Here is a 20,610-nt window from a genome sequence, read left to right as displayed (position 1 = left end):
ATCATCTACACGACACCGACTTGCCCTGACTGTTGGGCGCTGAAGGCCTGGCTCGAGAGAGAGAGAGGGAATCGCGTTCGAAGAGCGCGATCTCTTGGACCCCGAGATCATGGAGGAAGCCAAGGCGCGCACTGGTGTGCGTGTCGCACCGATCACCTTGGTGGCCGAAAAGGTCTTCTACGGTACGTTTCCTTCGCAAAAACCGGGCCTGGATGTCGCCGGGCCGCCACCAATGGGTGAAGCGGCTATGCTGATCTCTAGGGCACGCGGGCTGCAGTCTGAGGACCTGCATGCCGATGTGTTCTTTACGCCTGCAGAAGCATCGGCGCGCAGGTTAGACCCTCGGTTTTTCGGGTGACATTTGATTAATTCCCTAGGAGGATAAAAGATGAATATCGGTCAAGCGTCCAAGCTCTCCGGCGTCTCTGCGAAGATGATTCGCTACTACGAGCAGATTGGATTGATCCCGCAAGCCGTTCGTTCTGATGCTGGCTACCGACATTACAGTTTGCCGGAAGTGCATAGCCTTCGCTTCATCCGTCGCGCACGTGACCTTGGCTTTTCTGTCGAACAGATCTCGGCACTACTAGTCCTGTGGCGCGACCGTGACCGCGCGAGTGCTGACGTCAAGGCGATGGCGCTCTCCCATGCTGCCGGGCTGAAGGCGAAAATTGCTGAACTGCAAGCAATGGCGCAAACGCTCGAGCACCTGGCGGATCACTGCCACGGTAATCACCGCCCGGATTGCCCGATTCTTACGGATTTAGCTGCACCGGCTGCCGCAGCGGAACAGTGGTCACAGGCTCCAAATAGGGCGCCTCGGTTTGGGGTCGGCACACCCGCCTCGTCACGCCACCGCGCCGCCAAGGAAGCTCTTTCGTGAGCTCAGGTGAGCGCGCATCTCAGTTCTCAGCATCGCTCGTACCCAGCAGAGACCATCCTTCTTTGATGGTCATCCTTCTCAAACCCTGGGGCACGGATTTCAACATTGAATGCGGAGTGGAAAAATTCGTTAAAAAGTGTTTGACCTTACCATGCTGTCAAACCTCATATTGGTTCGACACCGTACCCAACCAGGAGATCAAGATGTTTCGTTTACACATTCCAAACATGACCTGCGGCGGATGCGCCAAGTCCGTTACCAGGGCGCTGCTGAACGTCGACCCGCAAGCCCGCATTGAAACCGACCCACCCGCGCGTGAGGTTCGGGTTAATAGCGACCTAGCGGAGAGCGCTTTTCTCGCGGCGCTAAGCGAGGCGGGGTATCCGGCCAAGCCGTGACTCTAAGCGATCACCAAGTGATCAGGAAATACGACTCGTGCACATCAAGCATCCTTTAGAGATAGGTGTGGCGGTGACAGACACTGCGCCACACTAGTCTTCATTGGCGACGAAGATCATCCTCAGGGGCGTCTTTGCCTTTGATCGATGGATGAGTCGGTTCTTGCGATGAGTAAATGATCTTCATGAGCTTTGACAAAGGGATGCGATGGGCTTTCGGTCCGAAGCGATCAGTGGGCTATGGACGCAACAGAGTGGTTTGCTTAAAAACGCTTCTTCCTATGGACATCCGCACGCGGACTGGATTGAAGGGCTGGCTGCGTTCGTGGTAATGACCAGACTTGTGACTCCAATCTGTCATTAGGTTTTTCGGTGGAAAACGATCGCAATTTTTAAGCCACCCAAGGAACTGTGTGAAAAATGTGTCTGCCCACTATAGCGTTCGACTATATCGCAAACGATTGCCAGTCCCAGGCCATGTCCGGGCGTCTGCTCGTCCAGTCTCAATCCACGTTTACCTAACGCACTTACCGCGTCTTGTGCAACGCCAGTGCCATCGTCAGCCACGACGATAAGCATCTGCTTGTTGTCTTCTCTAAGGGATAGGTCGACGAAGGTTGATGACCACTTGCCGGCGTTATCCAGAAGATTGCCAAGAATTTCGCTCAGGTCGTGTTCTTCAACAGGCCAGCGATGTTCTTCCGTCATATCTGTAGTTAACTCGAACGATTTTTCGGGATACAAACGACCAAACATCCATAAAAGATCCCTTGCCTGTTTCACCGGAAAAGCGCTTTTCCCGACCTGGGGTCCAGCAAAGCGGCTACGCCGCATCTCTGCCTCCAGTTGCTTGTCGATATCACCGAGTCGCGATCCCATTTCGCGCCTCAAGTCATCGTCCAGCGGGCGACTGGTGTCTTCCAGAATCTGCCTGACCGCTGCGATCGGCGTCTTGACGCTGTGGGACAGGTTAGCGAGCGCATCCCGCGAGCGTTCAAGGCGCCGGTCAAGAAAATCAAGCAGCTGATTGAGCTGTTTAACTAGAGGCTGTAGCTCCTCTGGCGCCTTGACGTGAATTCGCGATACCTCACCGCCTTGCAGTTTTTTCAGTGAAGCCTGGAGCGATATAACCGGCCGCATAGACAGGGTGATGCCAATCCAGATAACGCCCACGAGTAATAAAATCAGCATGATGGATACAATCGCCGTCCAGGCATGCAGCTCTGCCTGGCTGGCCTTCAGCGCTGCCATGTCTTCGGACACGATGACGACTAAAGGCTGATCATTCACTACGAATGCTTTTCTAAAGGCGATGACATCGGATGGCGCACCGGCTGCAGAGGTTTTACGCACTCTGATCGCGCCCTGTTGATCTGATTGCAGCAAGGGGCCTAGTAATGTCTCCCAGGTACTGGGTGAAATAATGGTCTGGGTTGGAGACTGAATGGCGAAAGAATGGTGAAAAACCTCTTGGAAATAGTCACCTGTGCGTAACGTGTCTATCTTGCCATCGGATTGGCGTATCTGCGTTTCGAGAAAGGCCACTTCATCTTGCAGCCGACTTTCAACAAAGTTCCAGGACATTCTCTCCAATAGAATACCGTGAACAAGCCAGGCGGTTGCCATTAGGGCTATACCCGAAGGTAGCAACAGCGCCAACAGTGTGCCCTTGACCGATGTTGGTTTTTTAAACAGCATCATCAAATAAATACCCCTGACCGCGTCGTGTCGCGATGGTATTGGCTCCCACTAATTTTCTGAGGCGGCGTATGTACGCCTCGATTATATTGTCGCTCGGGCTTTCGCTCAGGTTGTAGAGCTGCTCCATGAGCTGTTCCTTGGAAAAAACCTGACCAGGCCGGCTCATCAGACAGCGCAGCAGGCGGAATTCGGTACCGGTCAGGCTATGCTCTGAGCCATCTTTGATCTTCAGGCTTTGGCGATTTTCGTCCAGTTCAAAGCCGCCCGCTTTCACCGACGTGTGAACGCGCCCCTCACTTCGGCGCACGATGGCGTTAAGCCGTGCCACCAGCTCTTCCGTCCGGAATGGTTTGGTCAGGTAGTCATCGGCGCCCGCTTTCAGGCCATTTACCTTATCTTGCCAATCCCCGCGCGCCGTCAGGATCAATACTGGGAAGCTGGCGTTGCTGGAGCGCCAGCTGCGGAGTACATCCAGACCATTGCCATCCGGTAGCCCCAGATCCAGAACGCCCACCCTATAGTCTTCTTGCTCACCCAGAAGGATGGCTTCTTTAGCGGTTTGCGTCCTGTCCACGCTAAAACCCGCTTTCTCAAGCTGGCTGGCGAGCCCTTCGGCTAACAAGCAGTCATCCTCCACCAGCAGTAGTCTCATCAGTTGTTTCCTCCGCAATCTGAGCACAGTCGATTTGAGTGTCACTGATTCACCTGAACTCTGCCTGAATAGAAAACAGCTGGATATATTCAGAAAGGATTCAGGTTGATGGACGATGATAATCATCAATCTGGACGTACGTGCTTGCAAACAGCAAGCCCACAGCCCCTGACTGGGGCCAAATAACAGGAGAGGCTTTAATGAGCTTATCAAGATTTGCAGTAGCAGCAATGGCTATGTCGGTTTCGGTTCTGGCTCTTGGGGCTGGAGCTCACGACGGAGGACACGGAAAAGCCGTGAATATCGGTGAGGCGGCCAATGCCTCTGATGCAAGCCGCACCATTAACGTTGTGATGCATGACAATTATTACGAGCCTGAAGCCATTGACGTCAAGCCAGGTGAAACCGTGCGCTTTGTGATTGAGAACAAGGGTAGCCTGGTCCATGAGTTCAATATTGGCACGGCGTCTATGCATGAGGCTCACCAAGCCGAAATGATGATGATGGTTGAGCACGGGGTCATTCAGGGCGGTAAGTTGAACAAAGAGATGATGGGTATGGATCACAGCATGATGGGCATGGACATGGATATGGGCAAAGGCCACTCCATGAAGCATGACGATCCCAATAGCGTGTTGCTGGAGCCGGGTGAGAACAAGGAAATCATTTGGAAATTTGCAGAGAAAGGCGCCATCGAGTTTGCCTGCAACGTTCCCGGCCATTACCAGGCTGGCATGTACGGCGATGTGAATTTTAACTGATCGGTTTTCTAGCTAGATAAATGCCCGACATGTTGCATGTCGGGTAGATCTCTATGCATTCAAGCAGTTGGGAGTAGTGATCCATGAAGACAGCTCTTTTGGCAGGCGCATTGGGCCTGCTTTTGCCGGCTATTGGTCTGGCGGGTGAATACAGCCTTACGGTCGATCGAGTACAGATCGATACCGGCGACTTCGTTAAAGAAGGTATTGGTTACAATGGTAAATCTCCAGGGCCGGTTATGCGGTTCAAGGAAGGCGAAGAGGTGTCAATCAAGGTCACTAACAACCTGGATGAGATGACCTCCATTCACTGGCATGGCTTGATCCTTCCGTACAAGCAGGATGGCGTCCCGGGGATCAGTTTTCCGGGTATCAAGCCGGGCGAAACTTTCACCTATAACTTCCCCATCACACAGTCGGGAACCTACTGGTTTCACAGTCACTCTGGTTTCCAGGAGCCCGATGGCGCCTATGGGGCCATTGTTATTGAGCCTGAGGGGCGTGAACCCTTTCGATACGACCGCGATTATGTAGTGCAGTTAACCGACAAGCATCCGCATACCGGCGACCGCATCATGCGTAATCTCAAAATGATGCCGGACTATTACAACCGCGAGCAACAAACGGTTGGGGAGTTCTTTTCCGACGCGGCTGAAAAAGGCTTTATGAATACGCTGAAAGATCGCCTGGCGTGGGGCGATATGCGCATGATGAAAGCGGACGTCGAAGACCTGCAGGGTTTTACGGGCCTCATTAACGGCAAGGGTCCGGAGCAGAACTGGACTGGCATTTTTGAGCCGGGTGAGCGAATCCGGCTGCGCTTCATCAACTCCTCGGCCATGACGTACTTTGATATTCGGATTCCCGGACTGGAAATGACCGTTGTTCAGGCGGACGGCAACAATGTTCAGCCCGTCAGCGTTGATGAGTTTCGTATTGGCGTTGCCGAAACCTTCGACGTGATTGTTCGACCTAAAGACGCTCAGGCGTACACGATTTTTGCTGAATCCATGGGGCGTTCAGGCTATGCCAGGGCAACCCTTGCACCTGAAATGGGCATGGTAGCCGAAGTGCCAGAACTGCGTGAAGCTGCCCGGCTGACCATGGCCGACATGGGCGGCATGGAAGGTATGGATCACGGCAGCATGGCCGGTATGGAGGGCATGGACCACTCCAATATGGCTGGCATGGACGGCATGGACGGCATGCAGGGCATGGATCACTCCAATATGGCCGGCATGGACCATTCCAACATGGGTCAAGGATCAGCGATGGCTGACACTGGTGCCAGCGATCCCTTCTACGCTCAGGGCAGTGGCCTGATTCCAACGGCAGCCAATGGCGGCAAGTTTCTGTCTTATGCAGACCTGAAAGCTCAGAAGCCACTCTTTGAGGCGCGTGAAGCCACCCGGGAAATTGAAATGCGCCTCACCGGGAACATGGAGCGCTACACCTGGAGCATCAATGGTGTCAAATACGAGGATGCCGATCCCGTCCGTCTCCAGTACGGCGAGCGCGTTCGCTTCAAATTCGTCAACGAAACCATGATGACCCACCCCATGCACCTGCATGGCATGTGGTCCATTCTGGATGTTGGCGCCGGCCAGTTGAACCCAGTCAAGCATACGATCAGTGTTCAGCCGGGCACTACGGTCTATATGGAGACCGAGGTAGATGCGCCCGGACAGTGGGCATTCCATTGTCACCTGTCCTATCACGCCGCGGCGGGAATGTTCCGCAAGATTATTGTTGAAGGCGGACCTGAGACTGCAAGGGCAGCCGTGAGCGAGCAATCGGTCAAATTAGGAGGTGGGGCATGAGTTTTTTCAAGTCTCTGGCGGTGACCACATTAACCGGTCTGGTGATGATGCCCGCGCTGGGTCTTGCCCAGGAGCGGAGGCAGGACACAACCCCGCGTAAGGATCCCTTGAAGGTCTGGGGCGCTCAATTCGAAGAGTTTGAATACCGCTACAGTGATGACGATGAAGAGCTGGGTGTATGGAGTGGAGATTTCTTCTATGGCACAGACGATCTGAAAGTACGTTGGCTGACCAAAGGCGAATATGCCATAGAAGAGCAGGCTTATGAAAAGCTTGAGAATCAGCTGGTAGGGCAGATACCTGTCTCGGATTTCTTTGATGCCAAAGCGGGAATCCGGTTCGACACCCCGGAAGGTCCAGACCGTACCTATGCTGTTCTGGGTATTGCCGGCCTGGCGCCCCAGTGGTTTGAGATTGATGCCAACTTCTACGTGAGCAAGGATGGAGACACCTCCGCTGAACTGGATGCGGAGTACGAGCTGTTGCTGACCAACTACTGGATCCTGGCCGCCGCTTTCGATGCAACTGTCGCATTCAGCGAGGATCGCGAGATTGGTGTTGGCAAAGGTCTGGTATCGACTGAAACCGGACTGCGGCTGAGGTATGACCTGATAGATCGCTCTTTCTCCCCCTATATCGGCGTCGTACATGAGCGCAAGTATGGGGACACTGCTGACTTTGCTAGAGCCGATGGAGCTGGCACCGAACAATGGTTTGCCGTTATCGGCGCAAGACTGTCCTTTTAAGGGCCTGAACCGCTATTGGGCCTGCGCGGCCCGGGTTGAACAACCTCGGGTTGCTTGCTGTCCAAATATTCTGGTCATGAGTATTTAGCAGGAGGTTATATGAGCAAGGAGCAAGACAGGACCACGCATTACAACGAGGGTAGCCTGACACTGGCAGGTACTGTCATGTTGGGCACTGGCGTCATGATTGGCGCCGGTATCTTTGCGCTTACAGGTCAAATGGCAGAGATGACAGGTGCGCTTTTCCCCCTGGCCTTTTTGGCTGCGGCTGTCATTGTGTCTTTTAGTTCTTACTCCTACATCAAGATTTCCAATGCCTATCCGTCTGCTGGCGGCATTGGCATGTATCTGCACAAGGCATACGGTGATCGGCTACCAACCGCATTTCATGCCTTGCTGATGTATTTCTCGATGGTGATCGCCCAGAGTTTTCTCGCCCGTACATTTGGCTCCTATACGATGCAGTTGTTTGGCGGCGATGAGAGCGGACTTATGGTGCCGATTCTCGGGGTATCACTGATCCTGGCCGCATTTGTGATTAACCTGCTGGGCAACCAGATGGTTCAGGGCGTTGCATCTTTTATTGGTGTGTTAAAGATCACCGGTATTTTGATCATCGGTTTGGTAGGTGTCTGGTTGGCAGACAGTCTTGCTGTCGACTTTTCCAGCACGGGTGAGACCGGGGTCGCTGGCAACTTCTTGGGTGCAACTGCGCTGGGCATACTGGCGTTCAAGGGTTTCACCACCATCACCAACAGTGGGTCCGAGGTGAAGGACCCGCGTCGAAACGTTGGCCGCGCCATCATCATTTCCATTGTCGCCTGCGTGGTGATCTATACCCTGGTTGGCTTCGCTGTCGCCAGTAACCTGTCCCTCGCCGAGATTATCGAAACCCGGGACTACTCCTTGGCTGCCGCCGCTCGCCCGGTACTCGGTGAGTACGGAGTATGGTTTACCGTGGCAATCGCCATGATGGCAACAGCCGGCGGCATCCTCGCCAGTATCTTTGCAGTATCGCGCATGCTCGCCATGTTGACCGAAATGAAACTGGTACCGCATAGCCACTTCGGGATGTCGGGCAGCATTCAAAAGCACACACTCGTTTATACGGTGGTGTTGGGTCTGATCCTGACCGCCTTTTTTGATCTTTCCCGGATTGCGGCCCTTGGGATTATCTTCTACCTGATTATGGACATCGCCATTCATTGGGGGGTGTTGCGTTATCTGCGCGAGGATGTGAAGGCCGTGAGTTGGGTACCGGTAGTAGCCATTATGCTGGATCTGCTGGCGCTCGGCGGCTTTGTCTGGGTCAAGCTGAACTCAGATCCCTTCGTGCTGGGCGTGGCAGTTGTGGCCATGATCGTGATTGCGATTGGCGAGCAGGTATTCCTGACATCGTCAGCACGGAAAAAAGCGGTGGATGATGAGCATGCTCACGCAGACCACCATTGATATCTACGATTTGAAAAGGAGGTCAACACCATGATGAACGAGAGCATGTACGGAAATGCCATGTGGAGTGGGCACTGGCTATGGACGCTGGTGGTAGCCATCGTCGTCGTGCCGGTCTGGCAAATATGTCGGCGCACTGGATATCCGGGCTGGCTGGGACTGTTGATGCTGATTCCGATGGTCAATCTGGTTTTGTTGTACTTTATCGCTTTTGCCGACTGGCCAGCGCATAAAGCTGGAACAGGCAATGAGTGATCACCAGCACGATCATCATGATCATGAAAGCCGCGGCGAAAACGCTGTAAAAGACCCTGTTTGCGGCATGTCGGTCGATCCGCATACGGCAGAACATCGCAGCCAGCATGCAGGCAAGAGCTGGTACTTTTGCTCTTCCAGATGCCAGTCAAAGTTTGAAGACGATTCAGAGAAGTACCTCGGCGAAAAGAGTGCCGAGGCAGAGCCGGTTGCACCCGGTACCATGTACACCTGCCCGATGCACCCCGAGATCCGTCAGCAAGGCCCCGGTGATTGTCCCATCTGCGGCATGGGTCTGGAGCCTGAAGAAGTCAGCCTGAATGATGGACCTTCTGCAGAACTCACTGACATGACGCGTCGATTCTGGATCGGTCTTGTTTTGACGCTTCCGGTATTTCTGCTTGAGATGGGCGGTCACCTGACGGGGCTTGATCACATCGTGTCGCCGCAAATATCCAACTGGATTCAACTGCTACTGGCCACCCCGGTAGTGGTTTATTGCGGCTGGCCGTTCTTTGTTCGGGGCTGGAAATCTGTCCTCAGCCGTAACCTGAACATGTTCACGCTGATATCCATCGGTACCGGCGTTGCGTTGTTTTATAGCCTGGTCGCAACATTGATGCCGCAGATTTTCCCCGGCGCCTTCCGCCAGGAAGATGGCTCGGTCGCTGTGTATTTCGAGGCCGCGGCCGTTATCGTGGTGCTGGTGTTACTCGGACAGGTTCTGGAGCTGCGTGCTCGAGAGAAAACCTCTGGCGCCATCAAGGCCTTGCTTGATCTTGCCCCAGCAACCGCCAGAAAGCTGTCCGATGACGGTGACGAGTCCGATGTCACCCTTGAACAGATAAAGGTCGGCGACCGCCTCCGGGTGCGCCCCGGCGACAAGGTACCACTGGATGGTGAAGTCCTTGAAGGCAGCTCCAATGTAGATGAATCCATGGTAACCGGAGAGCCTTTGGCGGTCAGTAAAAAGGCCGGCGCCCAGGTGGTTGGCGGCAGCATCAACCAGCAGGGCAGTTTCATCATGCGCGCCGACAAGGTAGGCCGCGACACCATGCTCTCCCAGATTGTGCAAATGGTGGCAAACGCCCAGCGCAGTCGTGCACCAATTCAGGGTCTGGCAGATAAAGTAGCCGGTTGGTTCGTGCCGGCGGTCATCGTCATCGCCGTTATTGCGTTTGTCGTCTGGTCAATATACGGACCCACGCCGCCGATGGCTTTTGGGCTGATTGCCGCGGTAAGTGTATTGATCATTGCCTGCCCCTGCGCCCTTGGTTTGGCAACGCCCATGTCGATCATGGTGGGTGTTGGTCGTGGCGCTCAGATTGGGGTGCTGATCCGTGACGCGGAAGCCCTCGAGCGCATGGAGAAAGTAGATACGGTCGTGGTGGACAAAACCGGCACGCTGACCGAAGGCAAGCCGCAGGTGACCAAGCTGGTGACGGCTGACGGCTTCAGTGATGAGGACCTGATGCGCTACGCCGCTGGTCTTGAAAAGGGCAGTGAGCATCCGCTGGCACATGCCATTATCGAGAAAGCCAAAGCCATGCAGCTGACGCTCTCTGATGCCTATAATTTCGACTCCCCAAACGGTAAAGGAGTGACCGGCAAGATCGATGGCAAGCGGGTCCTGCTCGGCAATCGGCTGCTTATGGAGTCTGAGGCTGTCGATACTTCCGCTTTTGACAAAGAGGCAGACGAGCTTCGTAAAGACGGAGCCACGGTGATTTTTGCCGCAGTGGACGGGAAGATCTGCGGGTTACTTGCGATCGCCGATCCGGTTAAGGAGACCACCGCAGCGGCTATTGCAGCGTTACAAAATGAGGGCGTTCGCGTGGTCATGCTGACGGGCGACAATCGCACCTCCGCCGAGGCTGTAGCCCGTAAACTGCGTATTGATGAGGTAGAAGCAGAAGTGCTGCCCGAAGACAAAGGCAAGATCGTCCAGCGTCTCAAGGATGAAGGCCGGATTGTGGCGATGGCCGGTGATGGTGTGAACGATGCCCCCGCCCTGGCCACCGCAGACGTTGGTATCGCTATGGGCACGGGCACGGATGTCGCCATTGAAAGTTCGGGCATTACGCTCCTGCGCGGTGATCTGATGGGGATTGTTGAAGCACGGAAGTTGTCACGCGCTACGATGCGCAATATTCGGCAAAACCTGTTTTTCGCCTTCGTTTACAACGCTGCGGGAATACCGGTTGCGGCGGGGCTTCTGTACCCATTTACCGGCATTCTGTTGTCGCCAATCATTGCGGCAGCGGCTATGTCGTTGTCTTCGGTCAGCGTGATCACCAATGCCTTACGACTGAGGGTTATCAAGCTGTAAGCAAAGACCAGCGATGCCCCGTCAGTGGAGCCTCGGAGAAAACTCACCACTCGGTTTTCCTTGGGCTCCACATTATCCAAAGACAATTCCAAGAAAAACCGGGTGACTTCCTGCATTGAAGAACACCAGGCCGTCCCGCCATGGGCATTTGCAATCGATAAGGTTATAGCCAAACCCAACCCAGCGCTGCCAGCACTGAATAGCCCCCAGATTCATAGACAGTTTTGAGCGGCTGCTCTTGGCCGGTTAGCGCTTTTTGCCATTAAGGGGCATGGTTATCCTCCATAACGTGGAGGACAAGCCATGAACACCAGTGTTGCTCGTGAACCCTGGAATCAAGGCAAGCTAGTCGGGCAGAACCCGCCGCTTCGACTCAGAGATATCTGGTCTATTCGAGTAAGGCTCCAAATTGCTGAAAAAACTCGATATCTAGCTCTTTTCAATTTGGCAATCGACAGCAAGTTACGGGCCTGTGATTTGACGAAGCTACGGGTGCGCGACATCGCCCATGGTGCACAAGTATCGTCTCGGGCAATTGTGATGCAGCAGAAAACTCATCGACCAGTCCAGTTCGAAATCACCGAACAAACCCGGACGGCTCTAGAAGCCTGGATACATAAGGCCCAACTGCGAAGTGAGGATTTCCTGTTTCCGAGCAGATTGCACGCCTCAGCCGACCTTTCCATCAGACAATACGCTCGAATCGTCAAAGCCTGGGTAATAACCATTGATCTTGATCCGGTCATGTACGGCACCCATACGCTAATGCGCACCAAGGCTTCACTGATCTACCGTAGGACGAAGAGCCTCAGGGCAGTTCAGCTTCTACTGGGCCAACGAAGTTGGAAAGCACGGTCCGGTATTTAGGAATCGAAGTGGACGACGCTCTTGATATGGCAGAACAGACCGAAGTCTGACCAGCGATAGCGCCGGCTTAACCAGACCGGCGCTATCCGGCCAATAGCGGACGTCTCTCGCATATGCATGATCAGTCCGATTAACCTAGAAGCCTCACAAATAAGCAGACCTAGAATGATGGCATAGAAATTACAACTTGTTGCGTCGGCAACTGGATAAATATGGCCGTCAGCGGTAATCTCCGTATAACAACTCCATCAGGGTGCTTGATGAAAACTGGCGTACTACGTACCTGTCTGCTTTGGCTGATGATCTTGATCATCCCGGCCCAGGCAGTTGCGGGTGCGTTTTCTACGTCTTGTGCAGCTACACCTCCTGCCACGCAGCAGAACGAGATGCCAACTGAGCATGCCCATCATGCGATGGCCGAGCAGAGCCATGATGACACCGGCGAAGTGGTGCATAGCGGTTGCGTGCTTTGCGCGATCAGTTGTCATGGCATCAGCGCCCTGACCAGTTGCAACACCGAGCCTTTGGCTGAGTTTGCTCCGGTACTCTCTGGCGTGCCGGCCTATTTATTGTTTGTCGGGCAAACACCCGAGCCACTCAAACGACCTCCCCGCACCGTCCTCCTCTGAAACGATAACGGCTCCTGTTGAGCTGAACATTTCTGATCGGTAACACCGATCTGATCGCAGAGGTGGTCATGTTTTCCCCAACGTATTGTATTGGCGGCTTATTAGCCGTTCTGGCGTGGCACAGTCACGCCCAGGCAACTCAGCCTGATCCATCTGGCGCCAACGTCGTCCCGCCAGTGACTTACCAATCTCCATTGCACAGCTATCGAGGCTTTGAGCACCAGACTCCCGGCGACTGGCGTGAGGCCAATGCTACCGTCGGCCGTATAGGCGGTTGGCAAGCCTATGCGGCAGAGGTATGGGAGGCCAGCCAGTCGCAAGATGATGACGCTGATGCCGACATTGATAACGCTGCCGATGCCGGCGGCGACGCCAATCCGCATCAACATCATTAAGGAGCTGGTTATGAACAAGACCAATACGGCTCTCGCGCGTTTGGGTTCCACCGGCGTGCTGCTGTTGACCCTGGCGGGCTGCGCGGGGCTGGCGCCTCAGAGTAGCCTTGAACAAGTTCAGCAACAGAGCGCCGAGCTGACCGGGCAGGATTCGCTGCATTGGGCCACCGAGCAGGATCAGCCGCCGGTGGTCCGCGAGCGGATCGCCGAGCTTCTGGCCGAGCCGTTAGCGCTGGAAAGTGCAGTGGAAATTGCGCTGATGAACAATCCGGGGCTGCAAGCTCGCTTTTTTGATCTGGGTATCGCTGATGCGCAGCGGGTACAGGCGAGCCGCTTACCGAATCCCGGCTTTTCCATCGGGCGCATGACGCGTGGCAGCGAAGTGGAGTGGGAACGCGGGTTGCACCTTAATCTGGGCAGCTTGATCGCCTTGCCCTTAACCCGTCGCATAGCTGAGGGCCAGAATGCGCAGGTACAGCGGGAAGTCAGCTTGTCGGTAATGCGGTTGGCAACGGACACGCGTATAGCCTGGTATCGCGCGGTCGCAGCGCAGCAGAGTCTGGCTTATAGCGAGCAGGTTCGGCAGGCGGCTGATGCAGGCGCGGAAATGGCTCATCGTATGGCCGCCGTGGGTAATTACAGCGCCTTGCAGCAAGCCCGTGAGCAGAGCTTTTACGCGGAAGCAGCACTGGCTCACCTGCAGGCCAGACAAGAGCAGGTCGCAAGCCATGAGCGGCTGGTTCGCTTGCTTGGCTTATGGGGAGAACAGACGGATTTTACCCTGCCAGAGCGGCTGCCGGACGTGCCTGCTAAGCCATTGGACCAGCCAGATATCGAGCAGCAGGCCATGGCCAGCCGCCTGGACGTGAGGGCTGCACAACAGGGCGCCAAACGTCTGGCGACCAACTTGAAGCTGGGCAAGGCAACGCGCTTTATCAATGTGCTGGAATTGGGGGTCAGCAATAACAGTTCCAACGAAGAGCCCGTGCAGCGCGGCTATGAAGTTACCGTTGAGCTGCCGTTGTTTGATTGGAGCGGAGCTCGCATGGCCGGCAACGAGGCGCGGTACATGCAGCAACTGCAGTTGACCGCCGAAGTGGCAATCAATGCGCGCTCGCAGGTACGCGAAGGTTATCAAGCCTACCGTACTGCATGGGATGTGGCAGCGCATTACCGGGATGAGATTGTCCCGCTGCGCAAGCGTATCAGTGAGGAAAACATGTTGCTCTACAACGGCATGTTTATCGGTGTATTCGAGCTACTTGCTGATGCGCGAGAGCAGATCTCCACAGTCAATCGTTATCTGCAGGCCCAGAGTGACTTCTGGGTGGCTCAGTCTGAACTGGACCTGGTTCGTTTTGGGCCAGTAACGCCGAGCGAGGCCAATAGCGCTTCCTCCGCACCCGCTTCCCCCGCCGGAGGGCACTAACATGGTTTCACGACGTGATTTCTTCATGGGCGCGGGTGCCATAACGGCAGCCGTTGCTGCTTCTTCGGTCAGCCGGGTTTCTTTGGCGGGGTTGCCCGAGCCGGTAATTCAGGGCAGTCCGGATACCATGGCGCCACTGGAGCCGAATACTGGCAGGCCTTACAAGCCGGTGGTGACGCTCAATGGCTGGACGCTGCCCTGGCGCATGAATAACGGTGTAAAAGAGTTTCACCTGGTTGCGGAACCGGTAGTGCGGGAGATGGCTCCAGGCTTCAATGCCCATCTCTGGGGCTATAACGGCCAATCGCCTGGGCCTACGATTGAAGTGGTAGAGGGTGACCGAGTCCGTATTTTTGTTACCAACAAGCTGCCGGAACATACCAGTATCCATTGGCATGGGCAGCGGTTGCCCAACGGCATGGATGGGGTGGCTGGCCTGAATCAGCGTGCTATCCCGGCGGGCAAAACCTATGTGTATGAGTTCGAAGCCAAGCGCCCCGGGACCTTCATGTATCACCCGCATGCGGATGAAATGGTGCAGATGGCTATGGGGATGATGGGTTTCTGGGTAACCCACCCGCGCGATAGCCATCCAAACATCGATGAGGTAGACCGCGACTACTGTTTTCTACTCAACGCCTATGACGTCGAGCCGGGAAGCTACACGCCCAAAATCATGGAGATGCTTGATTTCAACATCTGGACGTTCAACAGCAGGGTCTTTCCCGGGATTGACCCTCTTGTGGCACGTAAGGATGACAAGGTGAGGATCCGCGTCGGCAATCTGACCATGACCAATCACCCCATACATCTACACGGCCATGAGTTCGAGGTCACCGGAACCGACGGCGGACCGGTACCGCGCAGTGCACGCTGGCCGGAAGTGACCACCGATGTGGCAGTGGGTCAGATGCGGCAGATCGAGTTCATCGCCAGCGATCTCGGTGACTGGGCTTTTCACTGCCACAAGAGCCACCACACGATGAACGCCATGGGCCATGACGTGCCGACGATGGTTGGCGTTGATCACCGCAAGGTGGTTACGCAGATCAATGATCTGATCCCCGATTACATGGTGATGGGCGAACGGGGCATGGCCGATATGGCGGAAATGCAGATGCCGCTGCCGGAGAACACCATACCGATGATGACCGGTGACGGGCCCTTTGGCTCGGTGGAAATGGGCGGCATGTTCACCATGCTCAAAGTACGTGCAGATCAGCCTGCCGGTGATTACCGCGATCCTGGTTGGTATCGGCAGCCGGAAGGCACCCAGGCTTTCGAGTGGACCGGGCCTCTGGCCGAGCCGGCGCGTTTCAAGTCCGAATCGACTACCGGCAAGCCGGCGGTTGAAGTGCAAGTACGCAAACCCACCGGGCATTCCGGACATTAATCTGCAACGGGAGATATACAGATGAACACGTTAATACGGATAACAGTCATTGCGGCGCTAAGTACGCTGTCGTTCGGCGTATTGGCGCATGGCGACGCCGAAGATAGCGCGCGCAGTGCGATGCCGCCGGAGCAAAAGGCCTGGGGCATCGGCGCAAGCGAGGACCAGGTAGATCGCGAGTTAGTCATTCGCATGAACGACAACATGCGCTTTACCCCGGATCATTTCGAAGTGGCTGAGGGTGAGACGCTGAAACTGGTAATTAAAAACGAAGGGAAAATGCTGCATGAACTGGTATTGGGCACCGCTGCGGAGCTGAAAGAGCATGCCGCACTGATGGCCAAATTTCCGGGTATGGAGCATGACGAGCCCTATATGGCGCACGTAGCAGCGGGGCAAACGCAAACGCTGATCTGGACCTTCAATCGAGCCGGGCGCTTTGACTTTGCTTGCCTGCTGCCAGGGCACTTTCAAGCCGGCATGGTTGGCGGTCTTGAAGTAAGCACGAACTGAGCTATTAACCTTGAGTAACAGGAGCAATACGATGAAAAAAGTAATGATGTTCTTTGTGGCATGTGCGCTTACTGCCACCTCCGCCATGGCAGACGAGCATGACGCCATGACCGAAGGTGAGCTGAGAAAGATTGATCAGGCTGGGCAGCGTGTCACCTTGCGCCACGGCCCGATCGACAACCTGAAAATGCCTCCCATGACCATGGTGTTCAGGGTCGAGAATGCGGCGGAGCTGGAAGGGCTGACTGCCGGGGACAAGGTCAGATTCCGTGCTGACAAAGAAGGTGGTAACTACATTGTTACCGAGCTTGAAAAGGCCGAGTGACGCTAGCTGTCGGTCGTCAGTGTCGGAAACGTGCTGACGGCCGTCAAAAGGTTTGTAGTAGTTATCATGAACTGCTGCGCCACAGCTGTCAGCGATAGCAACGCTATTAGCCGCCGAGTGTTTGGTCCTGATTTTTAAACCAGGCCAGCGCATCTTCAAAATGCTGCGGAGCAAAGTCTGGCCAATATTCATCTCTGACATAGAGATCGGCATAAACCGACTGTACCGGGAGAAAACCGCTCAATCGTGACCCTCCTCCCCAGCGAACGATTAAATCCAGACGTGACACTTCATTCGAACGCAGGCTACCTTTTTGAAGGCCGGTCAGATCCCATTCCCAACCATAGTTGACGAGTAAATTTACCTTCATTCCAACGCCTTGGCGCTGGCGGAATTCTTTTAATTCCTCGGGAAATTGCGCCGAGGTCTCATCGCCGACAACAAGAAGCGCGGCTCCACGGCGTACGATCTCCAACGCAAATGTAACGGTGGCATCGCTGAATGCCTTTTTCTGAATGGAAGGCCGCTTGGTGTTGTCTTGGGTAAAGCAGAAGATTGATGTTTCCTTGACTCCGTATTCTTTACATTTCTCGTACAGCAGCAATCCCGGGGCGATGCCATAAGCATATCCCGCTTCCTTGGGCAGGTCATGATCCGCCGCCCAGCGGCGGTTTCCATCGGGAATGAAACCGACATGGCACGGAGTAGTGTTTTTCGCCATTGCAATTATCCTTTCAATATCCCGCAAACGGTCATCGCGAACGCTCACCCGATCCAATGCCTGTTGCTTAAGATGACATTTTTAGGGGAGCTGAGCGTTACCCTCATTATTAGTACTGGTTGTCACAGTACACTTTTATCCTCTCAGCGCGCTCAACGAAGGTACTAATTGAACATGTCACTCACCCGATTGGAACATTACAGTTTTGTCAGGTTGTACTTGTTCAGAAACTTCTCAACGGATCTGTCAGTCGACTAAATGGAGTGTCTTGTCCTGGCTTGCTGGGGCAAGGCGCATTCAAATCGCTAATTGTGGAGATAAACGTATGCATACCCAATATGAATCCTGCATTCAAGCCTGCAACAACTGTGCAGTCGCCTGTCAAACCTGCGCAGCAGCCTGCCTCAACGAAGACGACGTAAAAATGATGGCGCAATGTATCAAGCTGGATATGGACTGCGCTGAGATCTGTCAGGTCGCCGCCGCTTTTATGGCAAGAGACAGCGACTATGCCGCTGAACTTTGTCGTATCTGCGCCAAAATCTGCCGCGCCTGTGGCGAAGAGTGCAAGAAGCACGAAGCGGACCATTGTCAGCGCTGCGCCGAAGCCTGCATGGCCTGTGCAGATGAATGTGAGCGGATGGCTGGTTAATCGCTTGGCGCGCTCGGGGGCAATCCCCGACGCGCCAATCCGTTCGACGCGCTAACACTTGCTGTGTGTTGGATCCTGTCGATTACATTTCTGACAGGTAATAGCATCTCTGTGCTGAGAACTGCACAATGAGCTGTTGCATAGGCAGGAGCTTGATTGTGAAAATATTGGTTGCAGAAGATGAGCCGAAGACCGGCGTTTACCTGAAACAGGGTTTGGCTGAAGCCGGGTTTGTAGTCGACTTGGTCACGAATGGTATTAATGCAGTCCAGCAGGCGCTTGATGAGGAATATGATCTGCTGATTCTAGATGTGATGATGCCGGGGCTGGACGGCTGGCAGGTGCTTGAGCGGGTGCGTGACGCAGGTAGTGAGACGCCTGCACTGTTTCTGAGTGCTCGAGATCGAGTGGAAGATAGAGTAAAAGGCCTAGAGCTCGGGGCAGATGATTATCTGATCAAACCTTTTGCGTTCTCCGAGTTGCTTGCTCGGGTGAGGTCGCTTCTGCGTCGGGGAAACGGTGCTACCGTCCAGACTACCCTGGCCATTGAGGATCTTCAGGTGGACCTGCTCAAGCGCAGAGTCGAGCGCGGTGGAAAGCGCATTGATCTGACCGCAAAGGAGTTCATGTTGCTTGAGTTCCTGCTTTGCCGGCGGGGTGAAGTGTTATCCAAGTCGCTTATCGCATCGAAGGTATGGGATATTAATTTCGACAGCGACACCAATATCATTGAGGTTGCCATCCGGCGGTTACGCGCGAAAATCGACGATGATTTCCCGGTCAAGTTGATTCACACAGCGCGGGGCATGGGTTATTTTATCGACGGCACTCAGTCCGACTAGACGTGGCGTTGCCGGCTCAGGCTACCGGCAATCTTATCTCGAATGTTGTGATTCCGACCGCAGACCTGCATTCGACTGCCCCCTTGTGGGCCTCGATGATTGAGCGAGTGATAGCCATCCCCAGCCCCGCATTCAAGGTGCTGCCCTCACGTCGCGCAGTATCGATCCGGTAAAAGCGGTCAAAGAGCTTGTCGATATGCTCGGCAGGAATGACAGGGCCTTGGTTGCTCACCTTCAAGAGCACCCATTGATCCGCTCTCAATACATCAATATCGATAACAGAACCTTCGTCCGCATAACGAACTGCATTGGACAAGATGTTCGAAACTGCCCGCCGCAACATGGGGTTGTCACCTTTTACCCAAGTGGCGCCTTCGGCACTCATGACCAGTTTTAAGCCCTTTTCGTCGGCCGCATATTCGTAGTATTCGAGCACGCTCGATCCGATAGTTGCCAGGTCGTGATTCTCGAAATCGGGGGTAATCATGCCGTTGTCGGCTTTGGCCAGAAATAGCATGTCGTCAACCATACGCGACATCCGGCGGAGCTCTTCCAGCGTCGACAACAGGATGTCCTTGTAGTTTTCGTCAGAGCGATCCTTCATCAGCGCGACTTCAGTTTGTGTCAGCATGCTGTTTAGCGGCGTACGTAGCTCATGCGCGATGTCCGCTGAAAAGGCCGATAGGCGAAGAAAGGAATTATCCAATCGCTCAAGCATGGCGTTAAAACTGTTGACCAGTTCGTGCAGTTCGGTTGGCACCGATTCGGTAGGGATTCGAGTGTCCAGGCAATGGGCAGTGATGGTGGAAGTCGTCTTTGACAGCCTGGATATCGGCTTGAGCCCTCGACCAATAAAGGCAAAGCCAAGCAGGCCGCTGAGAATTGCGCTGATTATCAATGTATAAATAAACCACCGCCGAATCATTTCAAAAAAGTGGGTGCGGTGCGTGACGTCTAGGGCCAGGTGAATTGTCCCTTCTCCATCCGCCCATTCACCGATCCGCTGGGTAGTTCCCGTGTAAAGGTTGGGGCCCACTTGAATTAGCCACCCGCCAGCATTCCCGGAGTTATGTACAGGCAGATATTGTTCGGACAGGTTGTGATGTGAATAAACGACGCGATCTCCGGCTTTAATCACGGCAGCAAAGCCAAATGAAGTGTCAAGCAATCGGTCGATGTCGGGCACCATGGATGACTCAAAACTGTCTTTACGTGTCAGAACCGACTTCAGCGTCTGAATTTTGTGCTGGAGAACCTGTTCATCCTGATGCTCAAAATGCAGGCGACAAAAAAAATCAAAGCTCACGGCAGCGAACGCCAGAACGGTTGTGACCACTATTATAAAAAGGAGCGCCATTCTGCTTCGCAGGGACAAGCTGATCATTCCTGTTTCCCGTTCATGGCCAGACAATCCCAAGATACCGCTTCTTGGGGCATGGAACCATACGCAACGGAGCCATCCTGCGATAGAGCAAGGATAGCTCCGGCTGCATCAAATTCTCGGCGACATTACTTGTTTGCTGCCGGGTTCCCCATAGCGTGCATCTTCCCAGCGCAAACTTTCGTCATCATCTCGCATTTCATGCGTGGATTCTCTGCTTTTTGCAGAGTGCCTGCGTCAGCCGCCCCAACAAAATAGGAATTTTGGTGCGTTGACGGTGGCACCATTTTTGCCGCTTGCGCTCGGGGTGCACTACTCAGCGCGTAATCACTGCCGTCTTCCGCCATTGCAAATGAAGACGCGATCGCCAAGGCCAGGGGAATAATCATTTTAGTTAAAGTTAGCTTTTTCATGTGTCACCTCATTGTTGGGAATGTATGCAGATTAACCGTATGAGGCTGACAGG

Annotated in this window: 22 protein-coding genes and 1 pseudogene; 18 read left to right on the top strand and 5 right to left on the bottom strand. The window is 54.4% G+C overall.

The window, feature by feature from the left end; all coding sequences use genetic code 11:
* Positions 1-109: 109 nt before the first annotated feature.
* From DT594_RS19095 to DT594_RS10730, 3 genes are all read left to right on the top strand, one after another.
* Positions 110-358: a hypothetical protein gene (locus DT594_RS19095; protein WP_235850572.1), complete on the top strand. Its 249-nt coding sequence runs from the start codon at positions 110-112 to the stop codon at positions 356-358.
* 30 nt (positions 359-388) lie between these two features.
* Positions 389-883 (top strand): Cu(I)-responsive transcriptional regulator, encoded by a 495-nt coding sequence (gene cueR, locus DT594_RS10735; protein ID WP_096348543.1) that lies wholly within the window; start codon positions 389-391, stop codon positions 881-883.
* Between the two features lie 203 nt (positions 884-1,086).
* Positions 1,087-1,281 (top strand): heavy-metal-associated domain-containing protein, encoded by a 195-nt coding sequence (locus tag DT594_RS10730; protein ID WP_096348548.1) that lies wholly within the window; start codon positions 1,087-1,089, stop codon positions 1,279-1,281.
* A gap of 360 nt (positions 1,282-1,641) precedes the next feature.
* On the opposite strand, the gene DT594_RS10725 is transcribed toward DT594_RS10730, so the two are convergent.
* Both DT594_RS10725 and DT594_RS10720 read right to left on the bottom strand, forming a co-directional pair.
* Positions 1,642-2,982 carry an ATP-binding protein gene (locus DT594_RS10725; protein ID WP_096348542.1) on the bottom strand — a complete coding sequence of 447 codons (1,341 nt, stop codon included), beginning with the start codon at positions 2,980-2,982 and terminating at the stop codon, positions 1,642-1,644.
* Entirely contained in the window at positions 2,969-3,634 is a 666-nt protein-coding gene (locus DT594_RS10720) for a response regulator transcription factor (protein WP_096348541.1), read from the bottom strand. The genes DT594_RS10725 and DT594_RS10720 overlap by 14 nt, the downstream gene beginning before the upstream one ends.
* 200 nt (positions 3,635-3,834) lie before the next feature.
* Here DT594_RS10720 and DT594_RS10715 point away from each other — a divergent pair, with 200 nt between their 5' ends.
* The 13 genes and pseudogenes from DT594_RS10715 (at position 3,835) to DT594_RS10655 (ending at position 16,548) form a co-directional block, all read left to right on the top strand.
* The gene (locus DT594_RS10715) at positions 3,835-4,395 is read left to right on the top strand and encodes a cupredoxin domain-containing protein (RefSeq protein WP_149332615.1); all 561 of its coding nucleotides are present in this window, start codon (positions 3,835-3,837) and stop codon (positions 4,393-4,395) included.
* Between the two features lie 83 nt (positions 4,396-4,478).
* The gene (locus DT594_RS10710) at positions 4,479-6,215 is read left to right on the top strand and encodes a copper resistance system multicopper oxidase (RefSeq protein WP_096348539.1); all 1,737 of its coding nucleotides are present in this window, start codon (positions 4,479-4,481) and stop codon (positions 6,213-6,215) included.
* 44 nt (positions 6,216-6,259) lie between these two features.
* A complete protein-coding gene (locus tag DT594_RS10705; protein ID WP_231703382.1) occupies positions 6,260-6,961 on the top strand; it encodes a copper resistance protein B in 702 nt (233 codons plus the stop codon).
* A 99-nt stretch (positions 6,962-7,060) separates the two neighbouring features.
* Positions 7,061-8,413 (top strand): APC family permease, encoded by a 1,353-nt coding sequence (locus DT594_RS10700; RefSeq protein ID WP_096348537.1) that lies wholly within the window; start codon positions 7,061-7,063, stop codon positions 8,411-8,413.
* Between the two features lie 30 nt (positions 8,414-8,443).
* Positions 8,444-8,668: a hypothetical protein gene (locus tag DT594_RS10695; RefSeq protein WP_096348536.1), complete on the top strand. Its 225-nt coding sequence runs from the start codon at positions 8,444-8,446 to the stop codon at positions 8,666-8,668.
* Positions 8,661-10,997, top strand: coding sequence for a heavy metal translocating P-type ATPase (locus DT594_RS10690; protein WP_096348535.1), 2,337 nt, complete (start codon positions 8,661-8,663; stop codon positions 10,995-10,997). Before DT594_RS10695 ends, DT594_RS10690 begins: the two co-directional genes overlap by 8 nt.
* Before the next feature lie 303 nt (positions 10,998-11,300).
* Positions 11,301-11,914, top strand: a pseudogene (locus DT594_RS10685) (tyrosine-type recombinase/integrase).
* A gap of 210 nt (positions 11,915-12,124) precedes the next feature.
* Positions 12,125-12,493: a hypothetical protein gene (locus DT594_RS10680; RefSeq protein ID WP_149332614.1), complete on the top strand. Its 369-nt coding sequence runs from the start codon at positions 12,125-12,127 to the stop codon at positions 12,491-12,493.
* 68 nt (positions 12,494-12,561) lie between these two features.
* Positions 12,562-12,888: a hypothetical protein gene (locus DT594_RS10675; RefSeq protein WP_149332613.1), complete on the top strand. Its 327-nt coding sequence runs from the start codon at positions 12,562-12,564 to the stop codon at positions 12,886-12,888.
* A gap of 10 nt (positions 12,889-12,898) precedes the next feature.
* Complete coding sequence (locus DT594_RS10670; protein ID WP_149332612.1) at positions 12,899-14,317, top strand: TolC family protein; 1,419 nt, start codon at positions 12,899-12,901, stop codon at positions 14,315-14,317.
* Position 14,318: 1 nt separating this feature from the next.
* Positions 14,319-15,710, top strand: a complete 1,392-nt coding sequence (locus DT594_RS10665; RefSeq protein WP_149332611.1) for a multicopper oxidase family protein — start codon at positions 14,319-14,321, stop codon at positions 15,708-15,710.
* 21 nt (positions 15,711-15,731) lie between these two features.
* The gene (locus tag DT594_RS10660) at positions 15,732-16,223 is read left to right on the top strand and encodes a cupredoxin domain-containing protein (RefSeq protein WP_149332610.1); all 492 of its coding nucleotides are present in this window, start codon (positions 15,732-15,734) and stop codon (positions 16,221-16,223) included.
* Positions 16,224-16,254: 31 nt separating this feature from the next.
* A complete protein-coding gene (locus DT594_RS10655; RefSeq protein ID WP_096347162.1) occupies positions 16,255-16,548 on the top strand; it encodes a copper-binding protein in 294 nt (97 codons plus the stop codon).
* Positions 16,549-16,654: 106 nt separating this feature from the next.
* On the opposite strand, the gene DT594_RS10650 is transcribed toward DT594_RS10655, so the two are convergent.
* Positions 16,655-17,269, bottom strand: a complete 615-nt coding sequence (locus DT594_RS10650; protein ID WP_096347163.1) for an undecaprenyl diphosphate synthase family protein — start codon at positions 17,267-17,269, stop codon at positions 16,655-16,657.
* Positions 17,270-17,594: 325 nt separating this feature from the next.
* Here DT594_RS10650 and DT594_RS10645 point away from each other — a divergent pair, with 325 nt between their 5' ends.
* Complete coding sequence (locus DT594_RS10645; RefSeq protein ID WP_096347164.1) at positions 17,595-17,921, top strand: four-helix bundle copper-binding protein; 327 nt, start codon at positions 17,595-17,597, stop codon at positions 17,919-17,921.
* A gap of 158 nt (positions 17,922-18,079) precedes the next feature.
* Positions 18,080-18,763 carry a heavy metal response regulator transcription factor gene (locus tag DT594_RS10640; protein ID WP_096347165.1) on the top strand — a complete coding sequence of 228 codons (684 nt, stop codon included), beginning with the start codon at positions 18,080-18,082 and terminating at the stop codon, positions 18,761-18,763.
* Between the two features lie 16 nt (positions 18,764-18,779).
* Here DT594_RS10640 and DT594_RS10635 read toward each other — a convergent pair whose 3' ends face one another.
* Both DT594_RS10635 and DT594_RS10630 read right to left on the bottom strand, forming a co-directional pair.
* On the bottom strand, positions 18,780-20,147 hold the full coding sequence (locus tag DT594_RS10635) for a heavy metal sensor histidine kinase (RefSeq protein WP_096347166.1): 1,368 nt from the start codon (positions 20,145-20,147) through the stop codon (positions 18,780-18,782).
* 125 nt (positions 20,148-20,272) lie between these two features.
* The gene (locus DT594_RS10630; RefSeq protein ID WP_096347167.1) at positions 20,273-20,557 is read right to left on the bottom strand and encodes a hypothetical protein; all 285 of its coding nucleotides are present in this window, start codon (positions 20,555-20,557) and stop codon (positions 20,273-20,275) included.
* Positions 20,558-20,610 lie beyond the last annotated feature (53 nt).

The organism is Halopseudomonas laoshanensis, assembly GCF_008365385.1.
Taxonomy (GTDB): domain Bacteria; phylum Pseudomonadota; class Gammaproteobacteria; order Pseudomonadales; family Pseudomonadaceae; genus Halopseudomonas; species Halopseudomonas laoshanensis.
This window is presented reverse-complemented; position numbering and strand designations above follow the sequence as displayed.

Coding starts and splice junctions, on each gene's coding strand:
- DT594_RS10670 (WP_149332612.1), top strand. CDS start 12,899: ATGAACAAGACCAATACGGCTCTCGCGCGTTTGGGTTCCACCGGCGTG.
- DT594_RS10645 (WP_096347164.1), top strand. CDS start 17,595: ATGCATACCCAATATGAATCCTGCATTCAAGCCTGCAACAACTGTGCA.
- DT594_RS10710 (WP_096348539.1), top strand. CDS start 4,479: ATGAAGACAGCTCTTTTGGCAGGCGCATTGGGCCTGCTTTTGCCGGCT.
- DT594_RS10665 (WP_149332611.1), top strand. CDS start 14,319: ATGGTTTCACGACGTGATTTCTTCATGGGCGCGGGTGCCATAACGGCA.
- DT594_RS10655 (WP_096347162.1), top strand. CDS start 16,255: ATGAAAAAAGTAATGATGTTCTTTGTGGCATGTGCGCTTACTGCCACC.
- DT594_RS10630 (WP_096347167.1), bottom strand. CDS start 20,557: ATGAAAAAGCTAACTTTAACTAAAATGATTATTCCCCTGGCCTTGGCG.
- cueR (WP_096348543.1), top strand. CDS start 389: ATGAATATCGGTCAAGCGTCCAAGCTCTCCGGCGTCTCTGCGAAGATG.
- DT594_RS10675 (WP_149332613.1), top strand. CDS start 12,562: ATGTTTTCCCCAACGTATTGTATTGGCGGCTTATTAGCCGTTCTGGCG.
- DT594_RS19095 (WP_235850572.1), top strand. CDS start 110: ATGGAGGAAGCCAAGGCGCGCACTGGTGTGCGTGTCGCACCGATCACC.
- DT594_RS10705 (WP_231703382.1), top strand. CDS start 6,260: ATGATGCCCGCGCTGGGTCTTGCCCAGGAGCGGAGGCAGGACACAACC.
- DT594_RS10720 (WP_096348541.1), bottom strand. CDS start 3,634: ATGAGACTACTGCTGGTGGAGGATGACTGCTTGTTAGCCGAAGGGCTC.
- DT594_RS10695 (WP_096348536.1), top strand. CDS start 8,444: ATGATGAACGAGAGCATGTACGGAAATGCCATGTGGAGTGGGCACTGG.
- DT594_RS10635 (WP_096347166.1), bottom strand. CDS start 20,147: ATGATCAGCTTGTCCCTGCGAAGCAGAATGGCGCTCCTTTTTATAATA.
- DT594_RS10690 (WP_096348535.1), top strand. CDS start 8,661: ATGAGTGATCACCAGCACGATCATCATGATCATGAAAGCCGCGGCGAA.
- DT594_RS10700 (WP_096348537.1), top strand. CDS start 7,061: ATGAGCAAGGAGCAAGACAGGACCACGCATTACAACGAGGGTAGCCTG.
- DT594_RS10725 (WP_096348542.1), bottom strand. CDS start 2,982: ATGATGCTGTTTAAAAAACCAACATCGGTCAAGGGCACACTGTTGGCG.
- DT594_RS10650 (WP_096347163.1), bottom strand. CDS start 17,269: ATGGCGAAAAACACTACTCCGTGCCATGTCGGTTTCATTCCCGATGGA.
- DT594_RS10730 (WP_096348548.1), top strand. CDS start 1,087: ATGTTTCGTTTACACATTCCAAACATGACCTGCGGCGGATGCGCCAAG.
- DT594_RS10715 (WP_149332615.1), top strand. CDS start 3,835: ATGAGCTTATCAAGATTTGCAGTAGCAGCAATGGCTATGTCGGTTTCG.
- DT594_RS10660 (WP_149332610.1), top strand. CDS start 15,732: ATGAACACGTTAATACGGATAACAGTCATTGCGGCGCTAAGTACGCTG.
- DT594_RS10680 (WP_149332614.1), top strand. CDS start 12,125: ATGAAAACTGGCGTACTACGTACCTGTCTGCTTTGGCTGATGATCTTG.